20 protein-coding genes are annotated in these 23,613 nt (G+C 60.0%); 12 read left to right on the top strand and 8 right to left on the bottom strand.

Annotation, left to right across the window (positions count from 1 at the left end; translation table 11 throughout):
- Nucleotides 1–163: 163 nt before the first annotated feature.
- Both BLU25_RS09550 and BLU25_RS09545 read right to left on the bottom strand, forming a co-directional pair.
- Complete coding sequence (locus BLU25_RS09550) at nucleotides 164–976, bottom strand: TIGR02285 family protein (RefSeq protein WP_016781926.1); 813 nt, start codon at nucleotides 974–976, stop codon at nucleotides 164–166.
- Between the two features lie 43 nt (nucleotides 977–1,019).
- Complete coding sequence (locus BLU25_RS09545; protein ID WP_016781927.1) at nucleotides 1,020–2,219, bottom strand: CaiB/BaiF CoA transferase family protein; 1,200 nt, start codon at nucleotides 2,217–2,219, stop codon at nucleotides 1,020–1,022.
- 135 nt (nucleotides 2,220–2,354) lie between these two features.
- On the opposite strand from BLU25_RS09545, the gene BLU25_RS09540 reads away from it, so the two are divergent.
- From BLU25_RS09540 to BLU25_RS09485, 12 genes are all read left to right on the top strand, one after another.
- On the top strand, nucleotides 2,355–2,897 hold the full coding sequence (locus BLU25_RS09540; RefSeq protein ID WP_016781928.1) for a YaeQ family protein: 543 nt from the start codon (nucleotides 2,355–2,357) through the stop codon (nucleotides 2,895–2,897).
- Nucleotides 2,898–2,939: 42 nt separating this feature from the next.
- Complete coding sequence (recJ, locus tag BLU25_RS09535) at nucleotides 2,940–4,649, top strand: single-stranded-DNA-specific exonuclease RecJ (protein ID WP_016781929.1); 1,710 nt, start codon at nucleotides 2,940–2,942, stop codon at nucleotides 4,647–4,649.
- 205 nt (nucleotides 4,650–4,854) lie between these two features.
- Nucleotides 4,855–5,961, top strand: a complete 1,107-nt coding sequence (locus BLU25_RS09530; protein ID WP_016781930.1) for an NADH:flavin oxidoreductase/NADH oxidase — start codon at nucleotides 4,855–4,857, stop codon at nucleotides 5,959–5,961.
- A gap of 77 nt (nucleotides 5,962–6,038) precedes the next feature.
- Nucleotides 6,039–6,746, top strand: coding sequence for a tellurite resistance TerB family protein (locus BLU25_RS09525; protein ID WP_016781931.1), 708 nt, complete (start codon nucleotides 6,039–6,041; stop codon nucleotides 6,744–6,746).
- Between the two features lie 171 nt (nucleotides 6,747–6,917).
- A complete protein-coding gene (locus BLU25_RS09520) occupies nucleotides 6,918–8,594 on the top strand; it encodes an acid phosphatase (RefSeq protein ID WP_016781932.1) in 1,677 nt (558 codons plus the stop codon).
- 288 nt (nucleotides 8,595–8,882) lie between these two features.
- The gene (locus tag BLU25_RS09515; RefSeq protein WP_238930704.1) at nucleotides 8,883–10,445 is read left to right on the top strand and encodes a methyl-accepting chemotaxis protein; all 1,563 of its coding nucleotides are present in this window, start codon (nucleotides 8,883–8,885) and stop codon (nucleotides 10,443–10,445) included.
- Nucleotides 10,445–10,960 carry a chemotaxis protein CheW gene (locus BLU25_RS09510; RefSeq protein ID WP_016781934.1) on the top strand — a complete coding sequence of 172 codons (516 nt, stop codon included), beginning with the start codon at nucleotides 10,445–10,447 and terminating at the stop codon, nucleotides 10,958–10,960. Before BLU25_RS09515 ends, BLU25_RS09510 begins: the two co-directional genes overlap by 1 nt.
- On the top strand, nucleotides 10,957–12,234 hold the full coding sequence (locus BLU25_RS09505; RefSeq protein WP_016781935.1) for a CheR family methyltransferase: 1,278 nt from the start codon (nucleotides 10,957–10,959) through the stop codon (nucleotides 12,232–12,234). Before BLU25_RS09510 ends, BLU25_RS09505 begins: the two co-directional genes overlap by 4 nt.
- Nucleotides 12,231–12,917 (top strand): chemotaxis protein CheW, encoded by a 687-nt coding sequence (locus BLU25_RS09500; protein ID WP_016781936.1) that lies wholly within the window; start codon nucleotides 12,231–12,233, stop codon nucleotides 12,915–12,917. Before BLU25_RS09505 ends, BLU25_RS09500 begins: the two co-directional genes overlap by 4 nt.
- Nucleotides 12,914–15,223: a hybrid sensor histidine kinase/response regulator gene (locus tag BLU25_RS09495; RefSeq protein WP_016781937.1), complete on the top strand. Its 2,310-nt coding sequence runs from the start codon at nucleotides 12,914–12,916 to the stop codon at nucleotides 15,221–15,223. The genes BLU25_RS09500 and BLU25_RS09495 overlap by 4 nt, the downstream gene beginning before the upstream one ends.
- Nucleotides 15,220–16,230, top strand: a complete 1,011-nt coding sequence (gene cheB, locus BLU25_RS09490; RefSeq protein WP_083369617.1) for a chemotaxis response regulator protein-glutamate methylesterase — start codon at nucleotides 15,220–15,222, stop codon at nucleotides 16,228–16,230. The genes BLU25_RS09495 and cheB overlap by 4 nt, the downstream gene beginning before the upstream one ends.
- Nucleotides 16,231–16,282: 52 nt before the next feature.
- The gene (locus BLU25_RS09485; protein ID WP_016781939.1) at nucleotides 16,283–17,284 is read left to right on the top strand and encodes a diguanylate cyclase; all 1,002 of its coding nucleotides are present in this window, start codon (nucleotides 16,283–16,285) and stop codon (nucleotides 17,282–17,284) included.
- Nucleotides 17,285–17,533: 249 nt separating this feature from the next.
- Here the strand turns inward: BLU25_RS09485 and BLU25_RS09480 are convergent, their stop codons facing one another.
- The 6 genes from BLU25_RS09480 to BLU25_RS09455 are packed head-to-tail and all read right to left on the bottom strand — an operon-like array spanning nucleotide 17,534 to nucleotide 23,433.
- Complete coding sequence (locus tag BLU25_RS09480; protein WP_083369616.1) at nucleotides 17,534–18,175, bottom strand: riboflavin synthase subunit alpha; 642 nt, start codon at nucleotides 18,173–18,175, stop codon at nucleotides 17,534–17,536.
- A complete protein-coding gene (locus BLU25_RS09475; protein WP_016781941.1) occupies nucleotides 18,175–18,963 on the bottom strand; it encodes a class I SAM-dependent methyltransferase in 789 nt (262 codons plus the stop codon). The genes BLU25_RS09480 and BLU25_RS09475 overlap by 1 nt, the downstream gene beginning before the upstream one ends.
- Nucleotides 18,956–19,852, bottom strand: coding sequence for a beta-keto acid cleavage family enzyme (locus BLU25_RS09470; protein ID WP_016781942.1), 897 nt, complete (start codon nucleotides 19,850–19,852; stop codon nucleotides 18,956–18,958). Before BLU25_RS09470 ends, BLU25_RS09475 begins: the two co-directional genes overlap by 8 nt.
- A 5-nt stretch (nucleotides 19,853–19,857) precedes the next feature.
- Nucleotides 19,858–20,460 carry a GTP cyclohydrolase II RibA gene (ribA, locus tag BLU25_RS09465; RefSeq protein WP_016781943.1) on the bottom strand — a complete coding sequence of 201 codons (603 nt, stop codon included), beginning with the start codon at nucleotides 20,458–20,460 and terminating at the stop codon, nucleotides 19,858–19,860.
- Entirely contained in the window at nucleotides 20,429–21,928 is a 1,500-nt protein-coding gene (locus BLU25_RS09460) for an MFS transporter (protein WP_016781944.1), read from the bottom strand. The genes ribA and BLU25_RS09460 overlap by 32 nt, the downstream gene beginning before the upstream one ends.
- A complete protein-coding gene (locus tag BLU25_RS09455; RefSeq protein ID WP_016781945.1) occupies nucleotides 21,925–23,433 on the bottom strand; it encodes a gamma-glutamyltransferase in 1,509 nt (502 codons plus the stop codon). Before BLU25_RS09455 ends, BLU25_RS09460 begins: the two co-directional genes overlap by 4 nt.
- Nucleotides 23,434–23,613: the final 180 nt, after the last annotated feature.

The following is a 23,613-nucleotide window of genomic DNA, read 5'->3' as shown; positions in this document are numbered from 1 at the left end:
CCCGCACGGGGGAACTTCCGCCAGCCTAGGCATGTCAGATTTACTATCAACAGGGGCAAGTTTATTGCTCCGATGCTTGTAGCCTGTTGAGCAGGTCATCATGACCTTGTTAGACCCCGGGCAGCCTCCCCACTGTTCGGGGTTTTTTTATGGCTTTTTTTTGTCAATGCACATCCAGGCTGGACGGGGGCGCTGGGCCCAGTTTGAGCAGAATCGAATTGACGTGGCTGATCACCTCGCGGCCTTCAGGCGTGTCCGTGCAGCCAACGTAGATGGGCTGAAACTCGGGCGCGCCCTGGATCGGGTAAAACATCAGCGCGTCGGGCGACAAGCCTTGCTGGCTGGCCTTGGCCTGGATTTCCGGCCAATAGCCCAGCAGTGCCGGCATGCGGCCGGCTTGCTGCATCTGCAACAGGCTGGCCAGCGGATCGCTGCCGTAATGCATGACAATCTGGCTCGCCGGGCCTCGCGCCAGCTGGTTATCAATCCATACCCCGTAACTGCGTTTGGCAATGACCCCAAGCTTGAGGGTTTGTGCCTTGAGCAGGCCTTGCAGGTCGACCTTGTCGTCATGAATAAAGGGCTGCAGCCGTTGCCGGTCCTCACGCAGAATCGCCATGCCATTGCTGTGCAGCTCGGTAACGGGGTCGGAATAGACAATCGATAGGGCGCGAGCCGGGTTCCAGACCAATGCCGGGTCGCAGGCCAGCGATTGCTCTTCAAGCATCTGCAGGGCCCGTGCGCGGTTTACCTGCATCACAATGTGCTGGTACTGCGGCATGTTGGCGATCAGGTCGGGCATCATTTTGTCGATCACCCCCTGACCCTTTTGCGGGCCATGAAACACGGTCAAGGGCGGCAGGTCGCGCAGCAGCCAGATCAGCGTTGGCGCCGCCTGGCTTGCAGGAACCCAACCCAGCATCAGCGAGGCGATCAGGCCAGCCCAAAGGCTTCGCCGCGTCGAGGGACAAGTCATCGTGCTGATCTCCTTCGCTTGCCAGCAAAAATGGCCAGCACGCCTAGATGGCGCCTGACTGCTTGAGGCTGGCAATTGCCGCGGCGTCGTAACCCAGGCCGCTCAATACCTCGTGATTGTGCTCGCCCAGCTGCGGGCCGACCCAATCCGCCGAGCCCGGGGTATCGGACAGCCTGGGCACGATACCCGGCATCTTGAAGTCCTTGCCGTCCGGCAGTTTGGCCTGCAGAAACATCTCTCGGGCCAGAAATTGCGGGTCGCTGAACATATCTTCTGCCGAAAAAATACGGCTGGCCGGCACCTGTGCCGCAGCCAGTTGTTCAAGCACCGTTGCCAGCGGCAGTGAACCGACCCAGCGGTCAATCACGCCATACAGCTCGTCGCGTCGCGCGTCGCGGCCATCGTTGCTCGCCAGCGCCGGGTCATTGGCCAGGTCGTCACGGCCGATAATCTGCATAAAGCGCTTGAAGATGGCGTCACCGTTGGCGCCGATCTGCACATGCTTGCCGTCCTGGCTGGTGTGGATCGAGGAGGGGGTAATACCCGGCATGATATTGCCGGTACGCTCACGGATAAAACCGAATACATCGAACTCCGGCACCATGCTTTCCATCATGGCAAAAATGGCCTCGTACAGCGCCACGTCTACCACCTGGCCCTGGCCGCCGTTGACCTCGCGATGACGCAAGGCCATCAGTGCGCCAATCACGCCCCACAGCGCGGCAATCGAGTCGCCGATCGAAATGCCCGTGCGCACCGGCGGGCGGTCCTCAAAACCGGTGATATAACGCAGCCCGCCCATGGATTCGCCGACCGCGCCAAACCCCGGCTGGTCTTTCATCGGCCCGGTCTGGCCAAAGCCGGACAGGCGCACCATCACCAGTTTGGGGTTCAGCGCATGCAGCACCTCCCAGCCCAGGCCGAGCTTTTCGAGTACGCCGGGGCGAAAGTTTTCGATGAGGATATCGGCGTCTGCCAGCAGCGCCTTGAGGATGCCCAGGCCATCCGGGTGCTTGAGGTTCAGGGTCAGGGATTTCTTGTTGCGTGCCTGGACAAACCACCACAGCGACGTGCCCTCATACAGCTTGCGCCATTTTCGCAGCGGGTCGCCGCCGTCCGGGGATTCGACCTTGATCACCTGGGCGCCGAACTCGGCGCAAATCCGCGATGCAAAAGGCCCGGCGATCAGGGTGCCCAATTCGACGACTTTAAGGCCCGAAAGGGGTTTGGTGGCGAGCGGCATGTGGAATCCTTGTCCAGGGGGCGAGCGAGTACAGCCTTTTAACATAGCTGGCGGCTGGCAAGAAGCTGGCCGATTCGTTCAATCACGGTGTATCGGTTAGACTTGCCGCCTTTCTCCGTATCAAGAAGCCCGTTCATGGCACAGCCGTCCACGACCTACAAGTTTGAACTCAACCTTACCGATCTCGATCGCGGGGTCTATGAAAGCGTCAAGCAGACCATCGCCCGTCACCCTTCGGAAACTGAAGAACGCATGACCGTGCGCCTTCTGGCCTACGCCTTTTGGTACAACGAGCAGCTGTCTTTTGGTCGTGGTCTGTCTGATGTAGACGAACCAGCCCTGTGGGAAAAAAGCCTGGACGACCGTGTCCTGCACTGGATCGAAGTTGGCCAGCCCGATGCCGACCGCCTGACGTGGTGCTCGCGCCGTACCGAACGCACCAGCCTGCTGGCCTATGGCAGCTTGCGCGTGTGGGAAGGCAAGGTCATTCCGGCGATCAAGAACCTGAAGAACGTCAACATTGCTGCCGTGCCACAAGAGATTCTTGAAGTCCTGGCCAAAGACATGCCCCGGGTTATCAAGTGGGACGTAATGATCAGCGAAGGCACGATTTTCGTGACTGACGACCGCGGCCAGCACGAAGTGCAACTGCAGTGGCTGCAAGGCGAACGCGGCTAAGTTACAACTTTTTTTCTACGCTCAGAGACTCTCCACCTGCTTATGCGCATCGAACCTCGTCCATTGCCTGAAACCCTGCCTTTTCTGGGCGAAATGCCAACCCTGCTGACCCGCCTGTACGCCGCACGCGGTGTGCAGTCCCAAGCTGAACTGGACAAGAGCCTGGCGCGGCTGATTCCGTATCAGCAGCTCAAGGGCATCGATGCTGCAGTGGACTTGCTGGTGGTCGCGCTTGAGCAGCGCCAGCGCATCCTGATCGTCGGCGACTTTGACGCCGACGGCGCCACGGCCAGCGCCGTGGGCATGCTGGGGCTGCGCCTGCTGGGGGCGGCCCATGTCGATTACCTGGTACCTAACCGCTTCGAATATGGCTACGGCCTGACCCCGGAAATCGTCGAAGTCGCGCTGACCCGCACGCCGCAGCTGTTGATCACGGTCGATAACGGAATTTCCAGTATCGAAGGCGTGGCCGCGGCCAAAAAGGCCGGTCTGAGCGTGCTGGTTACCGACCACCACTTGCCGGGCAGCGAGTTGCCGGCCGCAGATGCCATCGTCAACCCCAACCAGCCCGGCTGCGAGTTCCCGAGCAAGGCGCTGGCGGGGGTCGGGGTGATTTTCTATGTGCTGATCGCCTTGCGGGCGCGCTTGAACAGCCTGGGCTGGTACCAGAACAGCAAGGCGCCAAATATCGCCGAGCTGCTGGACCTGGTGGCCCTGGGCAGCGTGGCGGACGTGGTGCCGCTGGATGCCAACAACCGCATCCTCGTTCATCAAGGGCTTGAGCGCATTCGTGCCGGGCGTGCGCGGCCGGGGCTCAAGGCAATTCTGGAGGTGGCCAAGCGTGACCACTCGAAAATCACCTCCACCGACCTGGGTTTTATCCTCGGGCCGCGCCTGAACGCTGCCGGGCGCCTGGACGACATGAGCCTGGGCATCGAATGCCTGCTTACCGATGACGCCAACGCGGCGCGGGAAATGGCTGCGCAACTGGACGAGATGAACCAGGACCGCAAATCCATCGAGCAGGGCATGCAACGTGAAGCGCTGGCCCAGCTCAAGGACCTGACGATCGACAGCATGCCGTTTGGCCTGTGCCTGTTCGATCCCGAGTGGCACCAGGGGGTGATCGGAATTCTGGCTTCGCGGCTCAAGGAACGTTACTTCCGCCCGACTTTTGCCTTTGCCGATGCCGGTGATGGCATGCTCAAGGGCTCCGGGCGCTCGGTGCCGGGCTTTCATATTCGTGATGCGCTGAGTGTGGTGGCGGCACAACATCCGGACTTGATCAGCAAATACGGTGGCCATGCGATGGCGGCTGGCCTGACGTTGCCCGAGGCCAACTTTCCGCTGTTCTGTGAGGCTTTTGATGCCGAAGTGCGACGTCAATTGCGTGAAGAAGACCTGACCGGGCGCATGCTGTCGGATGGCAGCCTGGCGGTTGAAGAGTTTCATCTGGAGCTGGCGCGGGCCCTGCGCAATGCCGGGCCTTGGGGCCAGCACTTTCCCGAGCCGTTGTTTCACGGGGTGTTCCAGCTGGTGGAGCAGCGCATCGTGGGCGAGCGGCATTTGAAAGTGGTGCTCAAGACCGAATGTGGCAGCGTCAAACTCGATGGCATTGCTTTCGGGATCGACCGCGAAGTGTGGCCGAACCCGACCATTCGCTGGGTTGAACTGGCCTACAAACTCGACCTCAACGAGTTTCGCGGCAACGAAACCGTACAGTTGATGATTGCCCATATCGAACCGCGATGATCCGCCAAGCCACTGTGGGAGCGGGCTTGCCCGCGACGGGATCACCGCGGTTGGCCTGACAGACCGCACTGACCCCATCGCGAGCAAGCCCGCTCCCACCAAAACCACCACGACCCGGTGCGATTTGAACCCTCCCTCATCCAGTGTTGTCGACTAGGCTCTTCAGAAGTACTTGGAGCCTGCCCACTGGAATTAGAGGTGACCCATGAGTCTGCTGCTCGAACCCTATACCCTGCGCCAACTGACCCTTCTTAACCGTATTGCGGTCTCGCCAATGTGCCAGTACTCCAGCGTCGACGGGCTGGCTAATGACTGGCACCTGGTCCACCTTGGCAGCCGTGCCGTTGGCGGTGCCGGGCTGATTTTTACCGAAGCTACTGCTGTCACCCCCGAAGGCCGGATTACTGCCCAGGATCTGGGCCTGTGGAACGACGAACAGATTGAACCCCTGCAACGCATCACCCGCTTTATCCGCGCCCAGGGCGCTGTGGCCGGCATCCAGCTGGCCCATGCCGGGCGCAAGGCCAGCACCCACCGCCCCTGGCTGGGCAAGCATGGCAGCGTCAAGGTGGAGGAGGGCGGCTGGGTGCCGGTCGGGCCGTCACCGATAGCCTTCGACCCGCAACACACACCGCCCGCGCAACTGGACGAAAGCCAGATCAAGGACGTTGTCCAGGCTTTCGTGGCGGCTGCCAGGCGGGCACTGGAAGCCGGGTTCTCGGTGGTCGAGGTTCACGCCGCTCACGGTTACTTGCTGCATCAATTTCTTTCGCCGTTGAGCAACCAGCGACGTGACCAATACGGTGGTTCGTTCGAGAATCGAATTCGTCTGGTCCTGGAGGTGACCGAGGCCGTGCGCGGGGTATGGCCGCAGGAGCTGCCGCTGTTTGTGCGGGTGTCGGCCACCGATTGGGTGGAAGACGGCTGGAACCCTGACGAAACCGTCGAGCTGGCGCGCCGTCTCAAGGCATTGGGGGTGGACTTGATCGACGTGTCTTCGGGCGGTACTGCAGCCAATGCCGAGATCCCGGTCGGGCCGGGTTACCAGACCCGCTTTGCCGAGCGCGTGCGCAAGGAGGCCTGCATCGCCACCGGTACAGTGGGCATGATCACCGAACCCGCACAGGCCGAGCATATCCTGCGCACCGGGCAGGCCAACCTGATTCTGCTGGCCCGCGAGCTGTTGCGTGACCCGTATTGGCCGCTGCACGCAGACGATGACCTGGGCGGCAAAAAGGCGACCTGGCCAGCCCAGTATCAGCGTGCAACCCATCGCGACCAACCGATTCATGAGTCCGACCTGCGCGACTGATCCCCTTGCTCTTTACGATAAGCCCGCCTGCTGGCGGGCTTTCTGGCTCCCCCTGACCCTGTTACGAGAGGATGCTTATGAGTTTGCTCGACCAACTGCTTAAATCCGGCCAACAGATGCTGGAGAAAAAAACCGGTACCCAAGGCGGCGCCTCCACTGGTGGCAAAGGTGGCCTGGGAGACCTGCTTGGCTCCGGGGGGCTGGGCGGCATGCTTTCCGGTGCGGGCGGCGGTGCCCTGGCAGCCAGTGCCCTGGGCCTGCTGCTGGGCAACAAGAGTGCGCGAAAATATGGTGGCCAGGCGCTGACCTATGGTGGCCTGGCGGCCTTGGGCGTGCTGGCCTATAAAGCCTACGGCAACTGGCAGGCCAATCAGGGCACGGCACCGCAGACCGAACCGCAGACCATTGACCGCGTCCCGGCACCGCAAGTGGAGCAACACAGCCAGGCAATCCTCAAGGCGCTGGTGGCTGCCGCCAAGGCTGATGGCCATGTGGATGAGCGCGAGCGCCAATTGATCGATGGCGAACTGAACAAGCTCAATGGTGACCCTGCGCTGCGCCAATGGCTGCAAGCGGAGCTGAACAAACCGCTGGACCCCGCCGAAGTCGCCCGTGCTGCCACTACCCCGGAAATCGCGGCCGAAATGTATATCGCCAGCCTTGTTCTGGTGGACGAAGAGCATTTTATGGAGCGCGCCTATCTGGAAGAGCTGGCCAAACAGCTCAAGCTCGACCCGGGCCTGAAGACCGAGCTGGAGGCGCAGGTAAAACAGGCACACGGCTAACCCACTCTGCGGGCGATGTTCCGCGATATAGCTGTTTTAGACGCCCCGAACCGCTACGGTCCGGGGCGTTTTTTATGCTCCCCGGCTTCGATCTACTGCAACTTCCCCGTCATAATCCCCTGCTAGTCTGCCCGCCAGAAATAATTTGTTACGCCTCAACAGGGATTTGCAATGAGCGACAAGAAAGACCCGGACACCCAACTCCCGGCTGACAGCAGCCGCCGTCGCTTCCTCGCCGGTGCTGCCGCACTGGGCGTCGGGGCCGCTACCCTGAGTGCTTGCGGTGCCAGCGAGCAGGGCCGGCCTGTCCAGTCGCAGCCGTTGACACCTGCTGATCTGGACAAAAAACTCCACGAGCAGGTCAAGACCATCGTGGTGATCTATGCCGAGAACCGCAGCTTCAATAATCTGTTTGCCAACTTTCCCGGCGTCGAAAAACCCTTGTCAGCCCTCAAACCTGCCGATTATCAGCAGCGCGACCGTGATGGCAGCTTGTTACAAACCTTGCCACCCGCCTGGGGCGGGGTCGTGCAAGTCGGGCCTCAGACAGTCGATGGGGTGACCTATGCCCCGGGCGAGCAGTACCAGCAGAACCTGCCCAACGCCCCCTTTGCCCTCAAAGGGCCCAATCAGGAAGACTTGCCGCTGAACCTGGTAACCCGCGACCTGTGGCATGTGTTCTATCAGAACCAGATGCAGATCAACGATGGCAAAAATGACCAGTTCGTCGCCTGGGGTGACTCGGGTGGCCTGCCGATGGGTTACTACGGCCAGTCGCAGTACTCGCTGCGCCTGTGGGACGTGGCCCGGGAATTCGTGTTGTGTGACAACTTCTTCCAGGGCGCTTTCGGCGGTTCGTTCCTTAACCACCAGTACCTGGTCAGCGCGACGGTGCCGTTTTATCCGAATGCGGGCACCTCCGTGGCGGAGGGGCAGATTGCCGTGCTGCAAGGGGACGACCCCACCGGTACGCGCCTCAAGCCCCTGGCCAAGTCCCCGGCCAGCGCCATGACCGGCGCCCCGCAGTTCGGCCCCAGCGCGCTCACACCCGACGGTTTTGCCGTTAACACAATGGCCCCACCGTACTGGCCGACCTGGATCCGCGACCCCGAGCGCCCGGACTACGCCAAACCCGACCTGCCGAGCGTACTGGTGCCACAAAGCCATGAGCATATTGGCGACAAACTGAGCAAAAAGAACATCGACTGGGCCTGGTACGCGGGCGCCTGGCAGGCCACGCTGGAGCAGTACAAGGGCTCGGACGGCATCCCCAAGATCCCCAACTTCCAGTACCACCACCAGCCGTTCAATTACTTTGTGCGACAAGGCCCAGAGAACCCGCAGGAGCGCAGCAAGCGCCTGCGTGATGGTGGGCTGGGCGACGAAGCCGCTACCAACCGTTTCCTGGCTGACGCCGAGGCTGGCAAGTTGCCGGCCGTGAGCTTCTACAAGCCCCAGGGCAACCTCAACCTGCACGCCGGGTATGCCGATGTGGCTGCCGGTGACCGTCACCTTGATCGCGTGCTCAAGGTGCTGCGCAACAGCCCGCAGTGGCAGAACATGGTGATCGTGCTCACTGTCGATGAAAACGGCGGTTGGTGGGACCACGTTGCACCGCCCAAGGGCGATCGCTGGGGGCCCGGTACACGGATTCCGGCACTGGTGGTGTCACCTTTCGCCCGCAAGGGCACGGTGGATCACACGGTGTATGACACTGCCTCGATCCTGCGCCTGATTACCCGGGTGCATCAGTTGGAAGTGCTGGATGGCCTCAAGCAGCGCGACGACGCCATGAAGGCGCGCGGGCAGGTGCCGATGGGCGACCTGAGCAATGCACTGATGTTCTGATAACCGGCCACCTTTTGTGGAAGCGGGCTTGCTCGCGATGGCTTCGACACGGTCAGCCCGGCAGACCGCGGCGCCTGCATCGCGAGCAAGCCCGCTCCCACAGGATTGAAGTTTTATATGTAGGAATATTTGTCTATTGCTGTGAGATCTGTCTCAACGCCTGTACGAATCATTGCGCGCCCTCGGCTATACTCACCATCATTTTAATGGCACCCCCGAGGATCGACTGTGAAGAACTGGACGTTACGCCAACGCATCTTGGCGAGCTTTGCTGTAATCATCGCCATTATGCTGCTGATGGTTGTTGCGTCTTACTCGCGCCTGCTGTCGATTGAAAGCAGCGAAGAAACAGTGCGCACCGATGCGATTCCCGGGGTCTATTACAGTTCGATGATCCGCAGTGCCTGGGTGGACAGTTATGTCCTGACCCTGCAATTGATCGGCGCAGACAACCGCCGTGACCTGACCAACGAAGACCGCAAACTTTACGCCAGCTATGAGGACCGTCTCAATCAAGAGCTGGAGCACTACCGCGGGACTATTTTCGACGGTGATGACCGCGCCAATTTCGATGAATTCGAGGTGCTGCACAAGCAGTATTCCGAAGACTTGGCCAAGGTGATTGCGCTGTACGAAAGCAAGCAGTTCGACCAGGCCCAGCGTCTGGTCAGCGAGGAGTTGGCCCCGGCCTGGATGGCCGGGCGTAAACAACTCAACTTCCTGATCGATACCAACCGTCAGTCTGCAGCCCAGGCAAGTGACACGATTGCCCAGGCCGTCGTTACCGCGAAGGTCAGCATGATCATTTCGCTGGTGATTGCCGTACTTGCCGCCGCGCTTTGCGGCTTCCTGCTGCTGCGGGCAATCATGTCGCCGATGCAGCGCATCGTATCGATTCTGGAAGTGATGCGTTCCGGTGACCTGAGCTCGCGCTTGAACCTGGAACGCAAGGACGAGTTTGGCGCCGTGGAAACCGGCTTCAACGACATGATGGCCGAGCTGACGACGCTGGTTTCCCAGGCTCAGCGCTCTTCGGTGCAGGTCACCACCTCGGTTACAGAAATTGCCGCCACCTCCAAGCAACAACAGGCTACCGCCACTGAAACCGCAGCCACCACCACAGAAATCGGCGCTACGTCCCGGGAAATCGCCGCCACGTCCCGTGATCTGGTGCGCACCATGACCGAAGTGACCTCGGCTGCCGATCAGGCTTCGATCCTGGCCGGTTCCGGGCAGCAAGGCCTGGCGCGCATGGAAGAAACCATGCATTCGGTGATGGGCGCGGCCGATCTGGTCAACGCCAAGCTGGCGATCCTCAATGAGAAAGCCGGCAACATCAATCAGGTGGTGGTGACCATCGTCAAAGTGGCCGATCAGACCAATTTGCTGTCGCTTAACGCTGCTATCGAAGCTGAAAAAGCCGGTGAATACGGTCGCGGTTTTGCCGTGGTGGCCACTGAAGTACGCCGTTTGGCCGACCAGACTGCCGTGGCCACCTACGATATCGAGCAGATGGTGCGCGAGATTCAGTCGGCGGTTTCCGCGGGCGTGATGGGCATGGACAAGTTCTCCGAAGAGGTGCGCCGCGGCATGTCCGAGGTGCAGCAAGTGGGCGAGCAACTGTCGCAGATCATCCATCAGGTCCAGGCCCTGGCGCCGCGTGTGCTGATGGTCAATGAGGGCATGCAGGCTCAGGCCACGGGTGCCGAGCAGATCAACCTTGCGCTGGTGCAGCTGGGCGATGCCAGCAGCCAGACCGTCGAGTCCCTGCGTCAGGCCAGCTTCGCGATCGACGAATTGAGTCAGGTTGCCGTTGGGCTGCGCAGCGGCGTTTCGCGTTTCAAAGTCTGATGAACGAGCTTGCAACCAAACAGGCGGGCGCAAAGGTGTCGTCAAGGCGCCTGTTCCTGGTGTTTTTTATCGACAATGAGCGCTATGCCCTGGCCGCCACGGATGTGGTCGAGGTGTTGCCGCGCTTGCCGCTCAAACCGATCGCCCATGCTCCGGCGTGGGTCGCGGGGGTGTTTGCCCATCGCGAGCACATGGTGCCGGTGATCGATATCAGCGCCATGACCTTTGGCAGCCCCGCCGTGGCCCGCACCAGCACCCGGCTGGTGCTGGTCAACTACCGCGCAAGATTGCTCGGCCTGCTGCTTGAGCAGGCCAGTGACACGTTGCGCTGTGATCCGGCGGACTTTCAACCCTATGGCGTTGATAACCGTGATGCGCCGTATCTGGGGCCGGTGCGCAAGGACGAGGCCGGGCTGTTGCAATGGTTGAGTGTCGATGACCTGCTCAGCCCGGCAGTGTCTGCACTGTTGTTTGCCGAGGGTGAAGAAGACACCTGTGCCCAGGTGGCGCCATGAGCCTTGACCAACGGTTTTTCGATTATTTGAAGCAACGCATCGGCCTGGATGTGGCTTCAGTCGGCCCGGCGATTATCGAGCGTGCCGTTCGCCAGCGCTGCATGGCATTGGACATGCCCGACAACGATCGCTACTGGCAGCGTTTGCTCAGCTCCCAGGACGAACAGCAAGCGCTGATCGAATCGGTGATCGTGCCCGAGACCTGGTTTTTCCGTTACCCCGAATCCTTTGCCACGCTGGGCCGCCTGGCCAGGCAGCGCCTGGCAGAAATCGGCAGCCGTCGCACATTGCGCATCCTCAGCCTGCCGTGCTCGACCGGTGAAGAGCCGTATTCGATTGCGATGGCGCTTTTTGATGCCGGTTTTGCTGCGCATCAATTCAAGGTCGAGGCCCTGGATGTCAGCCCGCTGTCGGTGCAACGCGCGCAAAACGCGTTGTATGGCAAAAACTCTTTTCGTGGCCAGCCCACGGATTTTCGTGAGCGCTACTTCAGTATCGACAACGACGGTTATCAATTGTCGGAGCGCGTCTGCGGGCAGGTCAGCTTCACCGTCGGCAACCTGTTGGACCCGATCCTGCTCGCCAGCCACGAACCGTATGACTTTGTGTTTTGCCGCAACCTGTTGATTTACTTTGATCTTAAAACCCAGCAGCAGGCGCTGGATGTGCTCAAGCGCCTGACCCGTGATGACGGGGTTTTATTTATCGGCCCGGCCGAAGGCAGCTTGCTCAGCCGACTGGGCATGCGCTCGATCGGTGCCCCGCAGTCATTCGCTTTTTGCCACAGTCATGAGCCAGTGCCTGCGGCGCGCCAGGCGCCTGCCGAACCCAAGCCACTGGCCCGGCCCAAAGCGCCAGCGCCCATGCCTGTAGCGCCACTGGCCAGCCGGCCTTTTGCCCCGCGTTCACACGCCCCGGCGGCAACAACCGCATCGTCAGCCGACGCGCCGGGCATGCTGCTTGAGCAGATTGCCACCTTGGCCAATGAGGGCAAAAGCCGCGAGGCGCAGGCAGCGTGCGAGCAGTTCCTGCAGCGGCACGACCCGCAGGCCGAGGTCTTCTACTGGCTGGGCCTGCTCAGTGATGTGCAGGGTCAGACCGCGCAGGCCCAGGGTTTCTATCGCAAGGCGTTGTACCTGCAACCCCAGCATTCAGAAGCACTGGCCCATCTGGCGGCGCTGCTGGCTTCACAAGGCGATGAAGCAGGCGCACGGCGCCTGCACGAGCGCGCAGCCCGGAACGGGCGTTCCACCCAAAGTGAGCGTAAACAATGAGCGCTTTAGCAGCACAGAGCTTGATTCACTCCGAAGCGCAGGCCATTGATGACTGCTGGAACCGTATCGGCATTTACGGTGACAAAAGCTGCCCGTTGCTGCCCCAGCATATCCATTGCCGCAACTGTGGCACCTACGCCGCCGCCGCGACCCGTTTGCTGGACCGTTATTCGTTTGAGCAGCAGGGCCAGGAGCTGTATGCCCCGCAGGCCCATGAACAAAAGGTGGCTACCTGCTCACTGGTGGTTTTCCGCCTGGGTGAAGAGTGGCTGGGGCTGCCCACCCGCTGCCTGGATGAAGTGGCGCCGATACAGACCATTCATTCTCTGCCGCACCAGCGTTCCCGGGCCTTGCGCGGTGTGGCCAATGTGCGCGGCACTTTGGTGCCGTGCCTGTCGCTGGTTGAACTGCTGGGCCTCGACCCTGCCGAGCCGGGTGCCTCATCGTTGCGGGTGATGCCGCGCATGCTGATTGTGGCGGCCCACGGCGGGGCAGTGGTACTGCCGGTGGATGAAGTGGATGGCATTCATAATATCGCCGAGGGCGACCTCAATGCCGCGTCGCTGTCTGGCGAGCATGCCAGCGCCAAATACACCCGGGGTGTGCTGCAGTGGAAAACCCGCAGCCTGCGTTTACTGGATGAAGAGCAACTGCTGAGCGCAATCACCCGGAGCCTGACATGACCCCCGAGCAAATGCGCGACGCCTCGCTGCTTGAGTTGTTCAGCCTGGAGGCCGAGGCCCAGACCCAGGTGCTCAACGAAGGCCTGCTGGCGCTGGAGCGCAACCCGACCCAGGCCGACCAGCTGGAAGCCTGCATGCGTGCGGCCCATTCCCTGAAGGGGGCGGCGCGGATTGTCGGCGTGGATGCCGGCGTGAGCGTGTCCCATGTCATGGAAGACTGCCTGGTCAGTGCCCAGGAAGGCCGCCTGTACCTGCAACGCGAGCATATTGACGCGCTGTTGCAGGGCACCGATCTGTTGATGCGCATCGCCACCCCCGGCAATACCGTCACGCCTCAGGACATTGACGGCTATGTGGCACACATGAATGAGCTGCTGGACCCGTCTGCGCCCAGTGCGCGGGTGGCGCCGCCCGAGTTTGATGTGTCGCAGCTGCTGCTGATGCCCGCGCCAGCTGTGCCCGAGCGGGCCCCTGAGCCGGTGGTTGAGCCACAGGTCGAGGCCCCTGTCGAGGCAGCAGCGGAGCCTGCGCGGCGTCCCCAGCGCCTGACCGAAAGCGGCGAGCGGGTCTTGCGGGTCACGGCCCAGCGCCTGAACAGCCTGCTCGACCTGTCGAGTAAATCCCTGGTCGAAACCCAGCGCCTCAAGCCCTTTCTGGTGACCTTGCAACGCCTTAAACGCATGCAAAGCACCAACTTGCGGGCTATGGATACGCTCAATGAGCACCTCAAGGTCGCGGGTATCAGCCATGAAGCCGAGCAGGCCCTGGTCGATGCCCGGCAGATGCTGGCCGAGTCCCAGCACCTGCTCGGCGAACAGACCGCCGAACTCGACGAGTTTTGCTGGCAGGCAGGCCAGCGCGCGCAATTGCTCTACGACACTGCCCTGGCTTGTCGCATGCGGCCTTTCGCCGATGTCCTGGTGGGGCAGGAGCGCATGGTGCGTGATCTGGGCCGTGCCCTGGGCAAGCAGATCCGCCTGGAAATCGAAGGCGAAAAAACCCAGGTTGACCGCGACGTGCTGGAAAAGCTCGAAGCGCCCTTGATCCATTTGCTGCGCAATGCCGTCGATCACGGTATCGAAACTCCGGAGCAGCGCTTGCTGGCGGGCAAGCCGGCCGAAGGGCTGATCCGCCTGCGTATCTCCCACCAGGCCGGGTTGCTGGTGCTGGAATTGAGCGATGACGGTGCCGGAGTCGATCTGGAGCGTTTGCGCCGCACGATCGTCGAGCGTCAGCTGTCCACCGAGGAGACAGTGGCGCAACTGAGCGAAGAAGAACTGCTGACCTTCCTGTTTCTACCCGGCTTCAGCCTGCGCGACACCGTGACCGAAGTCTCGGGGCGCGGTGTGGGGCTGGATGCCGTACAGCATATGGTGCGCCTGTTGCGCGGTGCCATTGTGCTGGAGCACACCCCGCAGCATGGCAGCCGCTTCCACCTTGAGGTGCCGTTGACTCTGTCCGTGGTGCGCAGCCTGGTGGTTGAAGTGGCAGACGAGGCGTATGCCTTCCCGCTGGCCCATATCGAGCGCATGCGCGACCTGCAGCCCGAAGACATCGTGCAGCTTGAAGGCCGTCAGCACTTCTGGCACGAAGGCCGGCATGTGGGCCTGGTTGCCGCCAGCCAGCTGCTGCAACGCCAGCCCGGTCAGAGCGATGACGAAACCCTCAAGGTGGTGGTGATTCGCGAGCGCGATGCGGTGTATGGCGTGGCCGTGGAGCGTTTTATCGGCGAGCGCACCCTGGTGGTACTGCCCCTGGATCCGCGCCTGGGCAAGGTCCAGGATATTTCTGCCGGGGCTTTGCTGGATGATGGCTCGCCGGTGCTGATCGTGGATGTTGAAGATATGCTGCGCTCGGTCGACAAGCTGCTCAATACCGGGCGGCTAGAGCGTATCGACCGGCGTAACCGGCATACCGCCGAACTGACCCGCAAACGTATTCTGGTGGTGGATGACTCACTGACGGTGCGTGAACTGCAGCGCAAACTGCTGCTCAACCGCGGTTATGAAGTGGCCGTGGCGGTTGACGGCATGGACGGCTGGAACGCCTTGCGGGCCGAACACTTCGATCTGTTGATTACTGACATCGATATGCCGCGCATGGATGGCATTGAACTGGTTACCCTGTTGCGTCGCGATAACCGCTTGCAATCGATGCCGGTGATGGTGGTGTCGTACAAGGATCGCGAAGAAGACCGTCGGCGCGGCCTGGATGCAGGAGCCGACTATTATCTAGCCAAAGCCAGTTTCCATGACGATGCCCTGCTCGATGCAGTGGTTGAGCTCATTGGAGGAGCCCAGACATGAGAATCGCCATCGTCAACGATATGCCCCTGGCGGTTGAGGCCTTGCGCCGGGCGCTGGCATTCGAGCCCGCCCATCAGGTGATCTGGGTTGCCGGCGACGGCCTGGAAGCAGTGCGCCTGTGCGCCGAGGACACCCCGGACCTGATCCTGATGGACCTGATCATGCCGGTCATGGATGGCGTCGAAGCCACGCGCCGGATCATGGCCGAAAGCCCGTGCGCCATCGTGATTGTGACCATCGATCGGGAGCAGAACGTACACCGCGTATTCGAAGCGATGGGCTTTGGTGCCCTGGATGTGGTGGACACCCCAGTACTGGGCGGCAGCAACCCCAGGGAAGCAGCGGCGCCTTTGTTGCGCAAGATCCTCAATGTCGGCTGGCTGATGGGCCAGACTGAAAAGCGCGTTAGGCAGGTAGCGGCCCAGCCGCGGGTGCAGGGCGGTCGGGGTGCCCTGGTGGCCATCGGCTCATCGGCTGGCGGCCCGGCAGCGCTGGAAACCCTGCTCAAGGGCTTGCCGAGAAACTTCGGGGCCGCCATCGTGCTGGTCCAGCATGTTGATCAGGTGTTTGCCGCCGGCATGGCCGAATGGCTGAGCAGTTCGTGCGGGCTTGACGTGCGTCTGGCCCGGGACGGTGAAGCGCCGCAGGTGGGGACCGTGCTGCTGGCGGGCACTAACCACCATATCCGCTTGTTGAAAAACGGTACGCTGGCATACACCGCGGAACCGGTTAACGAAATTTATCGACCTTCGATAGATGTTTTTTTTGAAAGTGTTGCCCGCTACTGGAGTGGCGATGCGGTGGGAGTGCTGTTGACCGGCATGGGGCGTGACGGGGCCCAGGGTCTTAAACTCATGCGCGAACAAGGTTTCCTAACCATCGCCCAGGACCAGCAGAGCAGCTCGGTGTACGGTATGCCCAAAGCGGCGGCCGCCATTGATGCTGCGGTTGAGATCCGCCCGTTGGACAAGATTGCGCCACGCTTGCTGGAGAAATTTGCCAAATGACTGGTAAAACCCCGCAGGACTGGCTTGAAGGCAGTAATTCAGGTGAACGCGCATGAGCGACTTGCAGTTGGACGACGTTAAAACTGATGAAAACGCGGCCATGGTGTTGCTGGTAGACGATCAGGCAATGATCGGCGAAGCCGTGCGCCGAGGGTTGGCCCTTGAACAGAACATTGATTTTCACTTTTGTGCGGACCCGCACCAGGCCATTGCCCAGGCCATCCGCATCAAGCCGACGGTGATTTTGCAGGACCTGGTGATGCCGGGGCTGGATGGCTTGAGCCTGGTCCGTGAATACCGTAACCACCCGGCGACGCAAAATATCCCGATTATTGTGTTGTCCACCAAAGAAGACCCGCTGATCAAAAGCGCGGCGTTTTCGGCCGGGGCCAATGATTACCTGGTGAAACTGCCGGACAATATCGAACTGGTGGCGCGCATCCGCTATCACTCGCGCTCCTACATGACGCTGTTGCAGCGTGATGCGGCCTACCGTGCGCTGCGGGTCAGCCAGCAGCAGTTGCTGGATACCAATCTGGTGCTGCAACGGCTGATGAACTCCGATGGCCTGACCGGGCTATCCAATCGTCGTCACTTCGATGAATACCTCGAACTGGAATGGCGTCGTGCCATGCGTGAGCAGACCCAGTTGTCGTTGTTGATGATCGATGTCGATTACTTCAAATCCTACAATGACTCCTTCGGTCATCTGGACGGTGATGAAGCGTTGCGCAAGGTGGCTGCAGCCATCCGGGATGCCAGCAGCCGGCCATCGGACTTGCCGGCCCGTTATGGTGGTGAGGAGTTTGCCATCGTGCTGCCCAATACCTCTCAGGGTGGCTCCCGGCTGGTGGCAGAAAAGCTGCGCATGGCGGTAGAAGCGATGAAGATCCCGCATATTTCGCCGACAGCGGGTTCCAGCCTGACCATCAGCATTGGCCTGTCGACCATGACCCCGCAGCAGGGCAGTAACTGCCGCGAGCTGATTTCGGCGGCGGACAAGGGGCTTTACCTGGCCAAGAAAAACGGCCGTAACCAGGTGGGGATCGAGTAGGGGGCGCACTACACAAAACCTGTAGCCGCTGAGGAGCGCAGCGAGGCTGCGATCGAGCGCGGAGCGGTCGCAAATCCGGCAATTGCGGTGTGTCAGGACGAGCGAGTCGCCTGTGTTTACGACTGCTACGCAGTCGGGCGCAGCCTCGCGCAGCTCGTCAGCGGCTACAGAATTCACACCTGGATCACGCTGCACCTGTAGCAGTTGACGAGTAGAACGAGGCTACGTCCCGCAGCCTCGCTGCGCTCGTCAGCTGCTACGAATAGCCCTTGGCCGGCCGCGCTGGCGAGCCAGCGTTCGTTGCAGGGTATCCACCAACGTTCGCGTAGTCTGGTCTATTTCAACATTGACCCGGTCACCCACCTGCAAGCCGCTCAAGTTCGTCAGGGCCAGGGTTTGCGGGATCAGGTTGACCGTGACCGTGTGCCGCTCTTCATCCAGGCGGTCAACAGTCAGGCTACAGCCATGCAGGCCGATAAACCCTTTCTCGAACACATAAGCCGAGGTCGCCGGTTCCAGCCGCAAAACGGCGCTCACGGTTTCGCCCAGTGGCTGCCACGACACCACCTGCGCGGTGCTTTCAATGTGGCCGTAGAGCGCGTGCCCGCCGTTTTCTTCACCTGCTCGGTGGGAGCGTTCGATATTGACCCGGTCATTCACCCGCAGGTGCTCAAGCGTGGTGATTTCCGCTGTCCGATTGGAGATATCGAAGGTGGCGCTGTCAGACGAGTAAGCGGTCACTGTCAGGCATGTGCCGTTGACCGACACGCTGGCGCCAATATCAATGTTATCGAACAGGGGCGAACTCTGGACCAGTACCACCCTCTGGTGCCCTGTCTCCTTGTGCAGGGAGAGAACGCGGGCAGTGCCTTGCACAATGCCGGTATACATCAGGCTTTCCTCCTTTCAAGCAGCATAAGGCCAGTGGAATACGCGGTTTTATAAGTGCCGGCACAATAGTGTTCATACAGTTTCTGGTAGTAATCGGTAATTGCCCGTTCGCGGAATCGTTCATCGAACTGAGCGTAAATCACCGAGCCGCTGCCCAGGTGCCAATCTCTGAAGTCTTCGAAGTTCTCAAACTGCACAGGTTCTTCGATACGGTGCGAGCGAATGATTTCAAAGTCGTGCAGTGCGTCGATCAGGGAGCTTCTGTTGAAACGAAAGTCATCGAATACCACCGGGTCGGCAATACAGGGGTATTGCCGGCGGATATCCATCAGCACCTGTTCCTGGATCGCGCGCTCGCCCAAGACATAATCGAAGTCAAAGGCGCAGGACAAATACAGATAACCGCCCGGCTTTATGGCGTCGGCCAACTTGTCGATAACGGTTTGTTCGTGGGGGATAAACCAGTGCAAACAGGCGGCACAAATGGCGGCATCAAACAGCGGTAATTGCTCAAGGGGGTAATCGAGAAAGTCACTGACCATAAACCTGACATGGGGGGCTGCGTGGGCTCGGTTGGCATACGCAATCATGTCCTGGGAAATATCAATGCCCACATACTGTTCAATGTGTTCCTTGTCCGCAAACAGCAATGTATTGCCGGTTCCACAGCCGACATCCAGCAGGGTGCCCCGGGGCGGGGCGAAGGACAGCAGCAGCTGCAAACAGCGTCTTTGCAGGTTCCGCGACGTGCGTTGATAGCCCTCGGGCGTAAACCAGACATTATCCATGGGCGGCTTCCCTGTATTGGTCAGCAACAGGGACCAGGCCATAGCGACCTTGCCCGGGCTGCAAGCCCAGGCGCTCCCGGACCTGCGTCGGGGTGGCCGGGGTCAATTGCTGAAGGTTGGCAATGGACGTGATGCGCTCCAGCAAACTGCGGTTGCTCGCCAGGGTGGTGCGTTCGTGGTCGAACCAGATATTGTCCTCAAGGCCGACGCGGATGCCGTGACCTGCGGCCAGGGCCAGGGCGTTGCTGCGCAGTTGATAACTGCCCAGCCCGGCAAAGGAACTCACGACATTGCCAGGCAACGAACTGGTAATGGCGGCGATATGGGCGAAACTTGGTTGGGCACCAAACAAATTACCCAGCAAAATATTGGCGTAGACAGTGGGCGGCATTAACGATTTTTTGATCAGGCTGTTCAGGCAGCTCGACATGCCGCTGTCGAATATCTCAACTTCGGGTGAGATGCCCTTGAGCGCCATTTGCCCGGCGAGGTAGTTGATCGTGCCCGGGGCATTGATGCTCGCTTGAGTGGAAAAGTTCATGGACGATAACGTCAATGAACCCATGTCGGGTTTGGCCTCGCCATCCAGCGAAAGGGGCAGGGCCCTGAGTGCTGGATCGGAAACATTGCGACCGCTGAGCGAAACGCACAAGATCAGTTGCTTGTTGTATTTGCGGATGCCTTCGATGATTGCGGCGAAGGTATTGAGGTCGCCTGTGGGTTCGCCGGTTTTTTGATCCCGGGCGTGCAAGTGGGCGATGGAGGCCCCCAGTTCGGAGGCCATCAATACATCTTCAATGATTTCCGACGTGCTCACCGGCGTATGCGGGTTCATGTGCTTGGTGGGCACCATGCCGGTGGGGCAAAAGTTCAGGATATAAGCGTTCATGGCAATCACCTGTTTTTATTCAAGTTGATCGTGTGCTGTTTTTTATTGATTTTGCTGCGCAGGTAGCGCTCGTTTTCGACGGTTAAAAACACACCGGATGGCAGGGTTCTGTTGATGGTGATATTGCAACCTTGCAGCGCCAGGACTTTTGCCGGGTTATTGGTAATAAGGTCTATATGGCGAATGTCCAGGGCCTTGAGCATGGCGCCCGCGCTTTCAAACTCTCTTGAATCATCGGTATAGCCGAGCATCTCATTGGCGGTGAAGGTATCAATGCCCTGGGTTTGCAACACATAGGCATCGAACTTGGAGTACAGGCCAATACCGCGACCTTCCTGGCGCAGATAAATCAATACACCACCACCGCGTTCGGACATGTGGGACAGCGCTTCTTTCAACTGGGCGCCGCAATCACAGCGTCTGGACCCGAATACATCGCCGGTCAGGCATTCGGAATGAATACGGGTCAGCACGGGCAGGGTGTGGCAGTCGCCAATCAGCAACGCGAAGTGTTCTTTGTCTACACCTTCAAATGACACAAATCGAGTGTGCAGGGGGATGCCCTCTATGGGGATTTCAACGGTGGTTTTCAGCTTCACGGCTTTCATCTTCAGCTCCTTGCGTAACAACGCTTGAGTGCGTGTGATTTCCAGCTTTTACGTTTGTGGGGCTTGCAGTGCTCGGGGGGGATCCTTGTTTGCTCGAATTGGGCATGCGCAGCGCGCTCAGCACGGCCATCAATGACAGGGCGGTTACGGTGGCCATGCCCAGGTTGAAGAACCCGTCGCTGGATTCGCCGGGCAGGCGGGAGGGGATCAGGAACGCTGCCAGCAGGGCGGGCACCGCCTGTGCGATCAGTGCGTTGTGTTGCATGACCGCGCCGAGAAGAATGTTGGCGTGATGCATGCGCGACGGTTGGATATCGCGCAGGCTGCTGGAGGAGTAGCCGAGAAATTGAAAAGAGCGCGCGCAGCCGTGCAGGGCGCAGGCCAGCCACAGCACAGGAAGTGGGTCAGACAGGCGCGGATAAAAGAACACGCTCAATGTGATGGACGTTGCCAGCGCCGAGTACAAGATGTAGCGTTTTATCGAGTGGCTGTTCGCCAATATCCTGGCCGCCACGGGTTTTGCAAGAAGATTGCCGGCAAAGATAAACAACAGGCAGTGGCCAATTGAACTGGGCGGGTAATCCGATGTTTTCAGCAGGTGGATGATCAGCACGGTTGGAAAGGCATAAATGCTGATACGGAAAAAGCTGCCTGAAACGATGTTGAACTTGAACAACGGGTTGTTGAGCAACGACAGGTCGAACAGTTGTTTATCAGTGGCCTGGCATAGTCGTTGGTACAACCGCACGCCGGCATACAGCATCACGATGGCGGCCAACAGGGTATAGAGGGGGCGACTGTTCGAGCCGGCAACGAACATCGTGAACAACGCCGACGAAGACAGCGCCCACAACCCGTAGGCATAAACGTCCAAGGGATGCTGGCGGGCTGCGGGGGCAGGCAGTGCGAACAGCGTCGCCCGGCATATGGCAATCAGCCCTGCCGCGCAGAATGCGATAAAACCAAAGATCAGCCGCCAGTTGCCCAGGCTCAGCAGTACGTTGGCGATGGACGGGGCCACAATCGGGGCGACCAGCGCAGGGGCAATCAGCCAGGCCATGATCCTGGGGATTTGGTTTTTGTCGGTATTGGCCAGGATCAGGGTGCGTCCGGCGGGCACGATCAGCGCACTGCCAAAGCCTTGGGCCAGACGGGCAATGCACAGCATGTAAAGGTTTTGGCTACTGGCGCAGGCCAGTGATGCCAGGCAAAGAATCAGCAGGCCGCACTGGAAGCGTTGCGCAAGCCCGAGCGTTTTGAACAGATGCCCGCTCGCAGGGGTGAACACCACCAGGGCCAGCAGGTAAGCGGCCAATGCCAGGGTGACGCCACTGATACTCGCGCCCAGATCGTTGGCCAGGGGGATAATGGCTACGATCATGATGGTCGCATCCAGCACCTCCAGAAAAAAAGCGCTGGCGACGGTCAGGAGGGCGGCATGGTGCGAGCCGCTGCCGTGAATGTTCATACCGCCAGAGCCACGCCACTACCGCGGGGGTCGGCTGCAGCGAACACCTGGCCGTTGAGGGTGTTGATGCCGGCCAGTTGCACCACCCCCAGTTTGTCGGACAGGCCGTTGGTCCAGGTAAAGACCGGGTCTGCCTGTGGCGCCTCACTTAAATAAGTGATGCCGCCGGTCTTGGGGTGACGGCCCAGATTGGCACAGCGCGGGCTGGCGAGGGCGGTCTGGATCGGGCAGTTCTGCGCGACAATCTTGTAGATGATGAACGCCAGGGTTTGCGACTGCACCGGCCCCCCCGATGTGCCCAGGATAAACTCCAGGTGGTCGGTGCTGACATGGACGCAGTTGGTGGTGTGGCTGGCGGCGGTCCTGCCCTTGAAGGTCGAGCACGCATGGGGGCCATTGAATGAGAAGGCCCGGTTGCTCAGGATAATGCCGCTGTTATCGATTTCGAATAGTGAGCCCAGGGGGGTGAAGATCGAGTTGGTGATGCCGGTCAGGGTGCCGTCAGCCGCGGCGCACGCCATAAAGATGGTGTGCGAGGTTTTGCACGATTGGGGCACAGGTTCAGGGTTGTCCTGTTTGAGCTGCTGATGGATCAGTGCTGCCTGTTGGTCGAGGGTGCGCTCATTGCCTGTATCTGAAGCAGGCTGTGAGGCCAGCCAGGTGTCGATCAGTCCGGCGGCGGTACAAAGCTGAGCGGGCGTCAGCAAGGTGGTGTCCTGGGCACTCAATTGATAGATTTTCAGCAGCAGGAACAGCTCTTTCCACGGGCTGTTGCTGCCATGTGCCGTCACCGTGGCGTGCATGAAGCGCGTGCTTCTGACCTGCGAGGGATTGGGCACAAAATCGGCAAAGTCACCAGCCGTATAAAGGTGCGGGTCGCATCTGGACAACAGGTCGAACACCTGCTCGGCCAGCAACCCCTGGTACATCGACGAAAAGCCCTCCCGTGCCAAAGTTGCCAGGGTGTGGCGATAGAAGGGTTCAGGGTCTTTTCGTTGAGTGAAACAATGCGTCCATTGAGTAAAACGGGTGTGTATCTGGGGTTCTTTGGTGCTGCTGTAGAATGCCTGCAATAAACTTTCAGTTGTTATCAGTCCATGTTTTAAATCATGTTCGTGCAGATGTTTAAATACCCTGTTCAAATCAATGTCGTGCAACTGTGTATACCGCTCATAGGCACTGGGGCAGCCATACACCATGGTGCTGTAAATGCCTCGTCGCGGGATTGATTCAAGGCCTTTATATAAATAGTTGTCGTGGTGCTGGTGCGTGCCTGTTACGCCCGTGCCGTTGAATACCTCCAGGTTGCCGGGGCTTGCCTGCATGATGATGGCATCCCCTCCCAGGCCGCACAGGTGCGGGAGGTTATAGGTCAATGAGAGTGCCGCGCTTATGGCGGCGCTCGGCCCTGCGCCTGTTAACAGATAGTCTTGCATGCCCATCATGGATGACTTGAAGTGGGGCGTCGCAATACCGAATACATGACCGCTGGCTAAGTTGGACATGGTGGCTGCCATTGAATAATGGGTTATTGGAATATGGCATATGGGTATCAAGCAGTAGGTGTTTGCTTAGGCGTATTGAGGTATAGCGTTGTCTGTTTTCAAGTGCAATTAATTGGCTCGTAGTCTATTTCTTTTAAAGTTAGTAACTTTTCCTACGCAATATATTCGTTTGTCACACAT

Source organism: Pseudomonas fragi (assembly GCF_900105835.1).
Classification (GTDB): domain Bacteria; phylum Pseudomonadota; class Gammaproteobacteria; order Pseudomonadales; family Pseudomonadaceae; genus Aquipseudomonas; species Aquipseudomonas fragi.
This window is presented reverse-complemented; position numbering and strand designations above follow the sequence as displayed.

Coding starts and splice junctions, on each gene's coding strand:
- BLU25_RS09470 (WP_016781942.1), bottom strand. CDS start 19,852: ATGAACGCTTATATCCTGAACTTTTGCCCCACCGGCATGGTGCCCACC.
- BLU25_RS09540 (WP_016781928.1), top strand. CDS start 2,355: ATGGCACAGCCGTCCACGACCTACAAGTTTGAACTCAACCTTACCGAT.
- BLU25_RS09545 (WP_016781927.1), bottom strand. CDS start 2,219: ATGCCGCTCGCCACCAAACCCCTTTCGGGCCTTAAAGTCGTCGAATTG.
- cheB (WP_083369617.1), top strand. CDS start 15,220: ATGAGAATCGCCATCGTCAACGATATGCCCCTGGCGGTTGAGGCCTTG.
- BLU25_RS09495 (WP_016781937.1), top strand. CDS start 12,914: ATGACCCCCGAGCAAATGCGCGACGCCTCGCTGCTTGAGTTGTTCAGC.
- BLU25_RS09515 (WP_238930704.1), top strand. CDS start 8,883: ATGCTGCTGATGGTTGTTGCGTCTTACTCGCGCCTGCTGTCGATTGAA.
- BLU25_RS09525 (WP_016781931.1), top strand. CDS start 6,039: ATGAGTTTGCTCGACCAACTGCTTAAATCCGGCCAACAGATGCTGGAG.
- BLU25_RS09460 (WP_016781944.1), bottom strand. CDS start 21,928: ATGAACATTCACGGCAGCGGCTCGCACCATGCCGCCCTCCTGACCGTC.
- BLU25_RS09530 (WP_016781930.1), top strand. CDS start 4,855: ATGAGTCTGCTGCTCGAACCCTATACCCTGCGCCAACTGACCCTTCTT.
- BLU25_RS09505 (WP_016781935.1), top strand. CDS start 10,957: ATGAGCCTTGACCAACGGTTTTTCGATTATTTGAAGCAACGCATCGGC.
- BLU25_RS09520 (WP_016781932.1), top strand. CDS start 6,918: ATGAGCGACAAGAAAGACCCGGACACCCAACTCCCGGCTGACAGCAGC.
- BLU25_RS09550 (WP_016781926.1), bottom strand. CDS start 976: ATGACTTGTCCCTCGACGCGGCGAAGCCTTTGGGCTGGCCTGATCGCC.
- BLU25_RS09455 (WP_016781945.1), bottom strand. CDS start 23,433: ATGTCCAACTTAGCCAGCGGTCATGTATTCGGTATTGCGACGCCCCAC.
- BLU25_RS09500 (WP_016781936.1), top strand. CDS start 12,231: ATGAGCGCTTTAGCAGCACAGAGCTTGATTCACTCCGAAGCGCAGGCC.
- ribA (WP_016781943.1), bottom strand. CDS start 20,460: ATGAAAGCCGTGAAGCTGAAAACCACCGTTGAAATCCCCATAGAGGGC.
- BLU25_RS09475 (WP_016781941.1), bottom strand. CDS start 18,963: ATGGATAATGTCTGGTTTACGCCCGAGGGCTATCAACGCACGTCGCGG.
- BLU25_RS09480 (WP_083369616.1), bottom strand. CDS start 18,175: ATGTATACCGGCATTGTGCAAGGCACTGCCCGCGTTCTCTCCCTGCAC.
- BLU25_RS09485 (WP_016781939.1), top strand. CDS start 16,283: ATGAGCGACTTGCAGTTGGACGACGTTAAAACTGATGAAAACGCGGCC.
- BLU25_RS09510 (WP_016781934.1), top strand. CDS start 10,445: ATGAACGAGCTTGCAACCAAACAGGCGGGCGCAAAGGTGTCGTCAAGG.
- recJ (WP_016781929.1), top strand. CDS start 2,940: ATGCGCATCGAACCTCGTCCATTGCCTGAAACCCTGCCTTTTCTGGGC.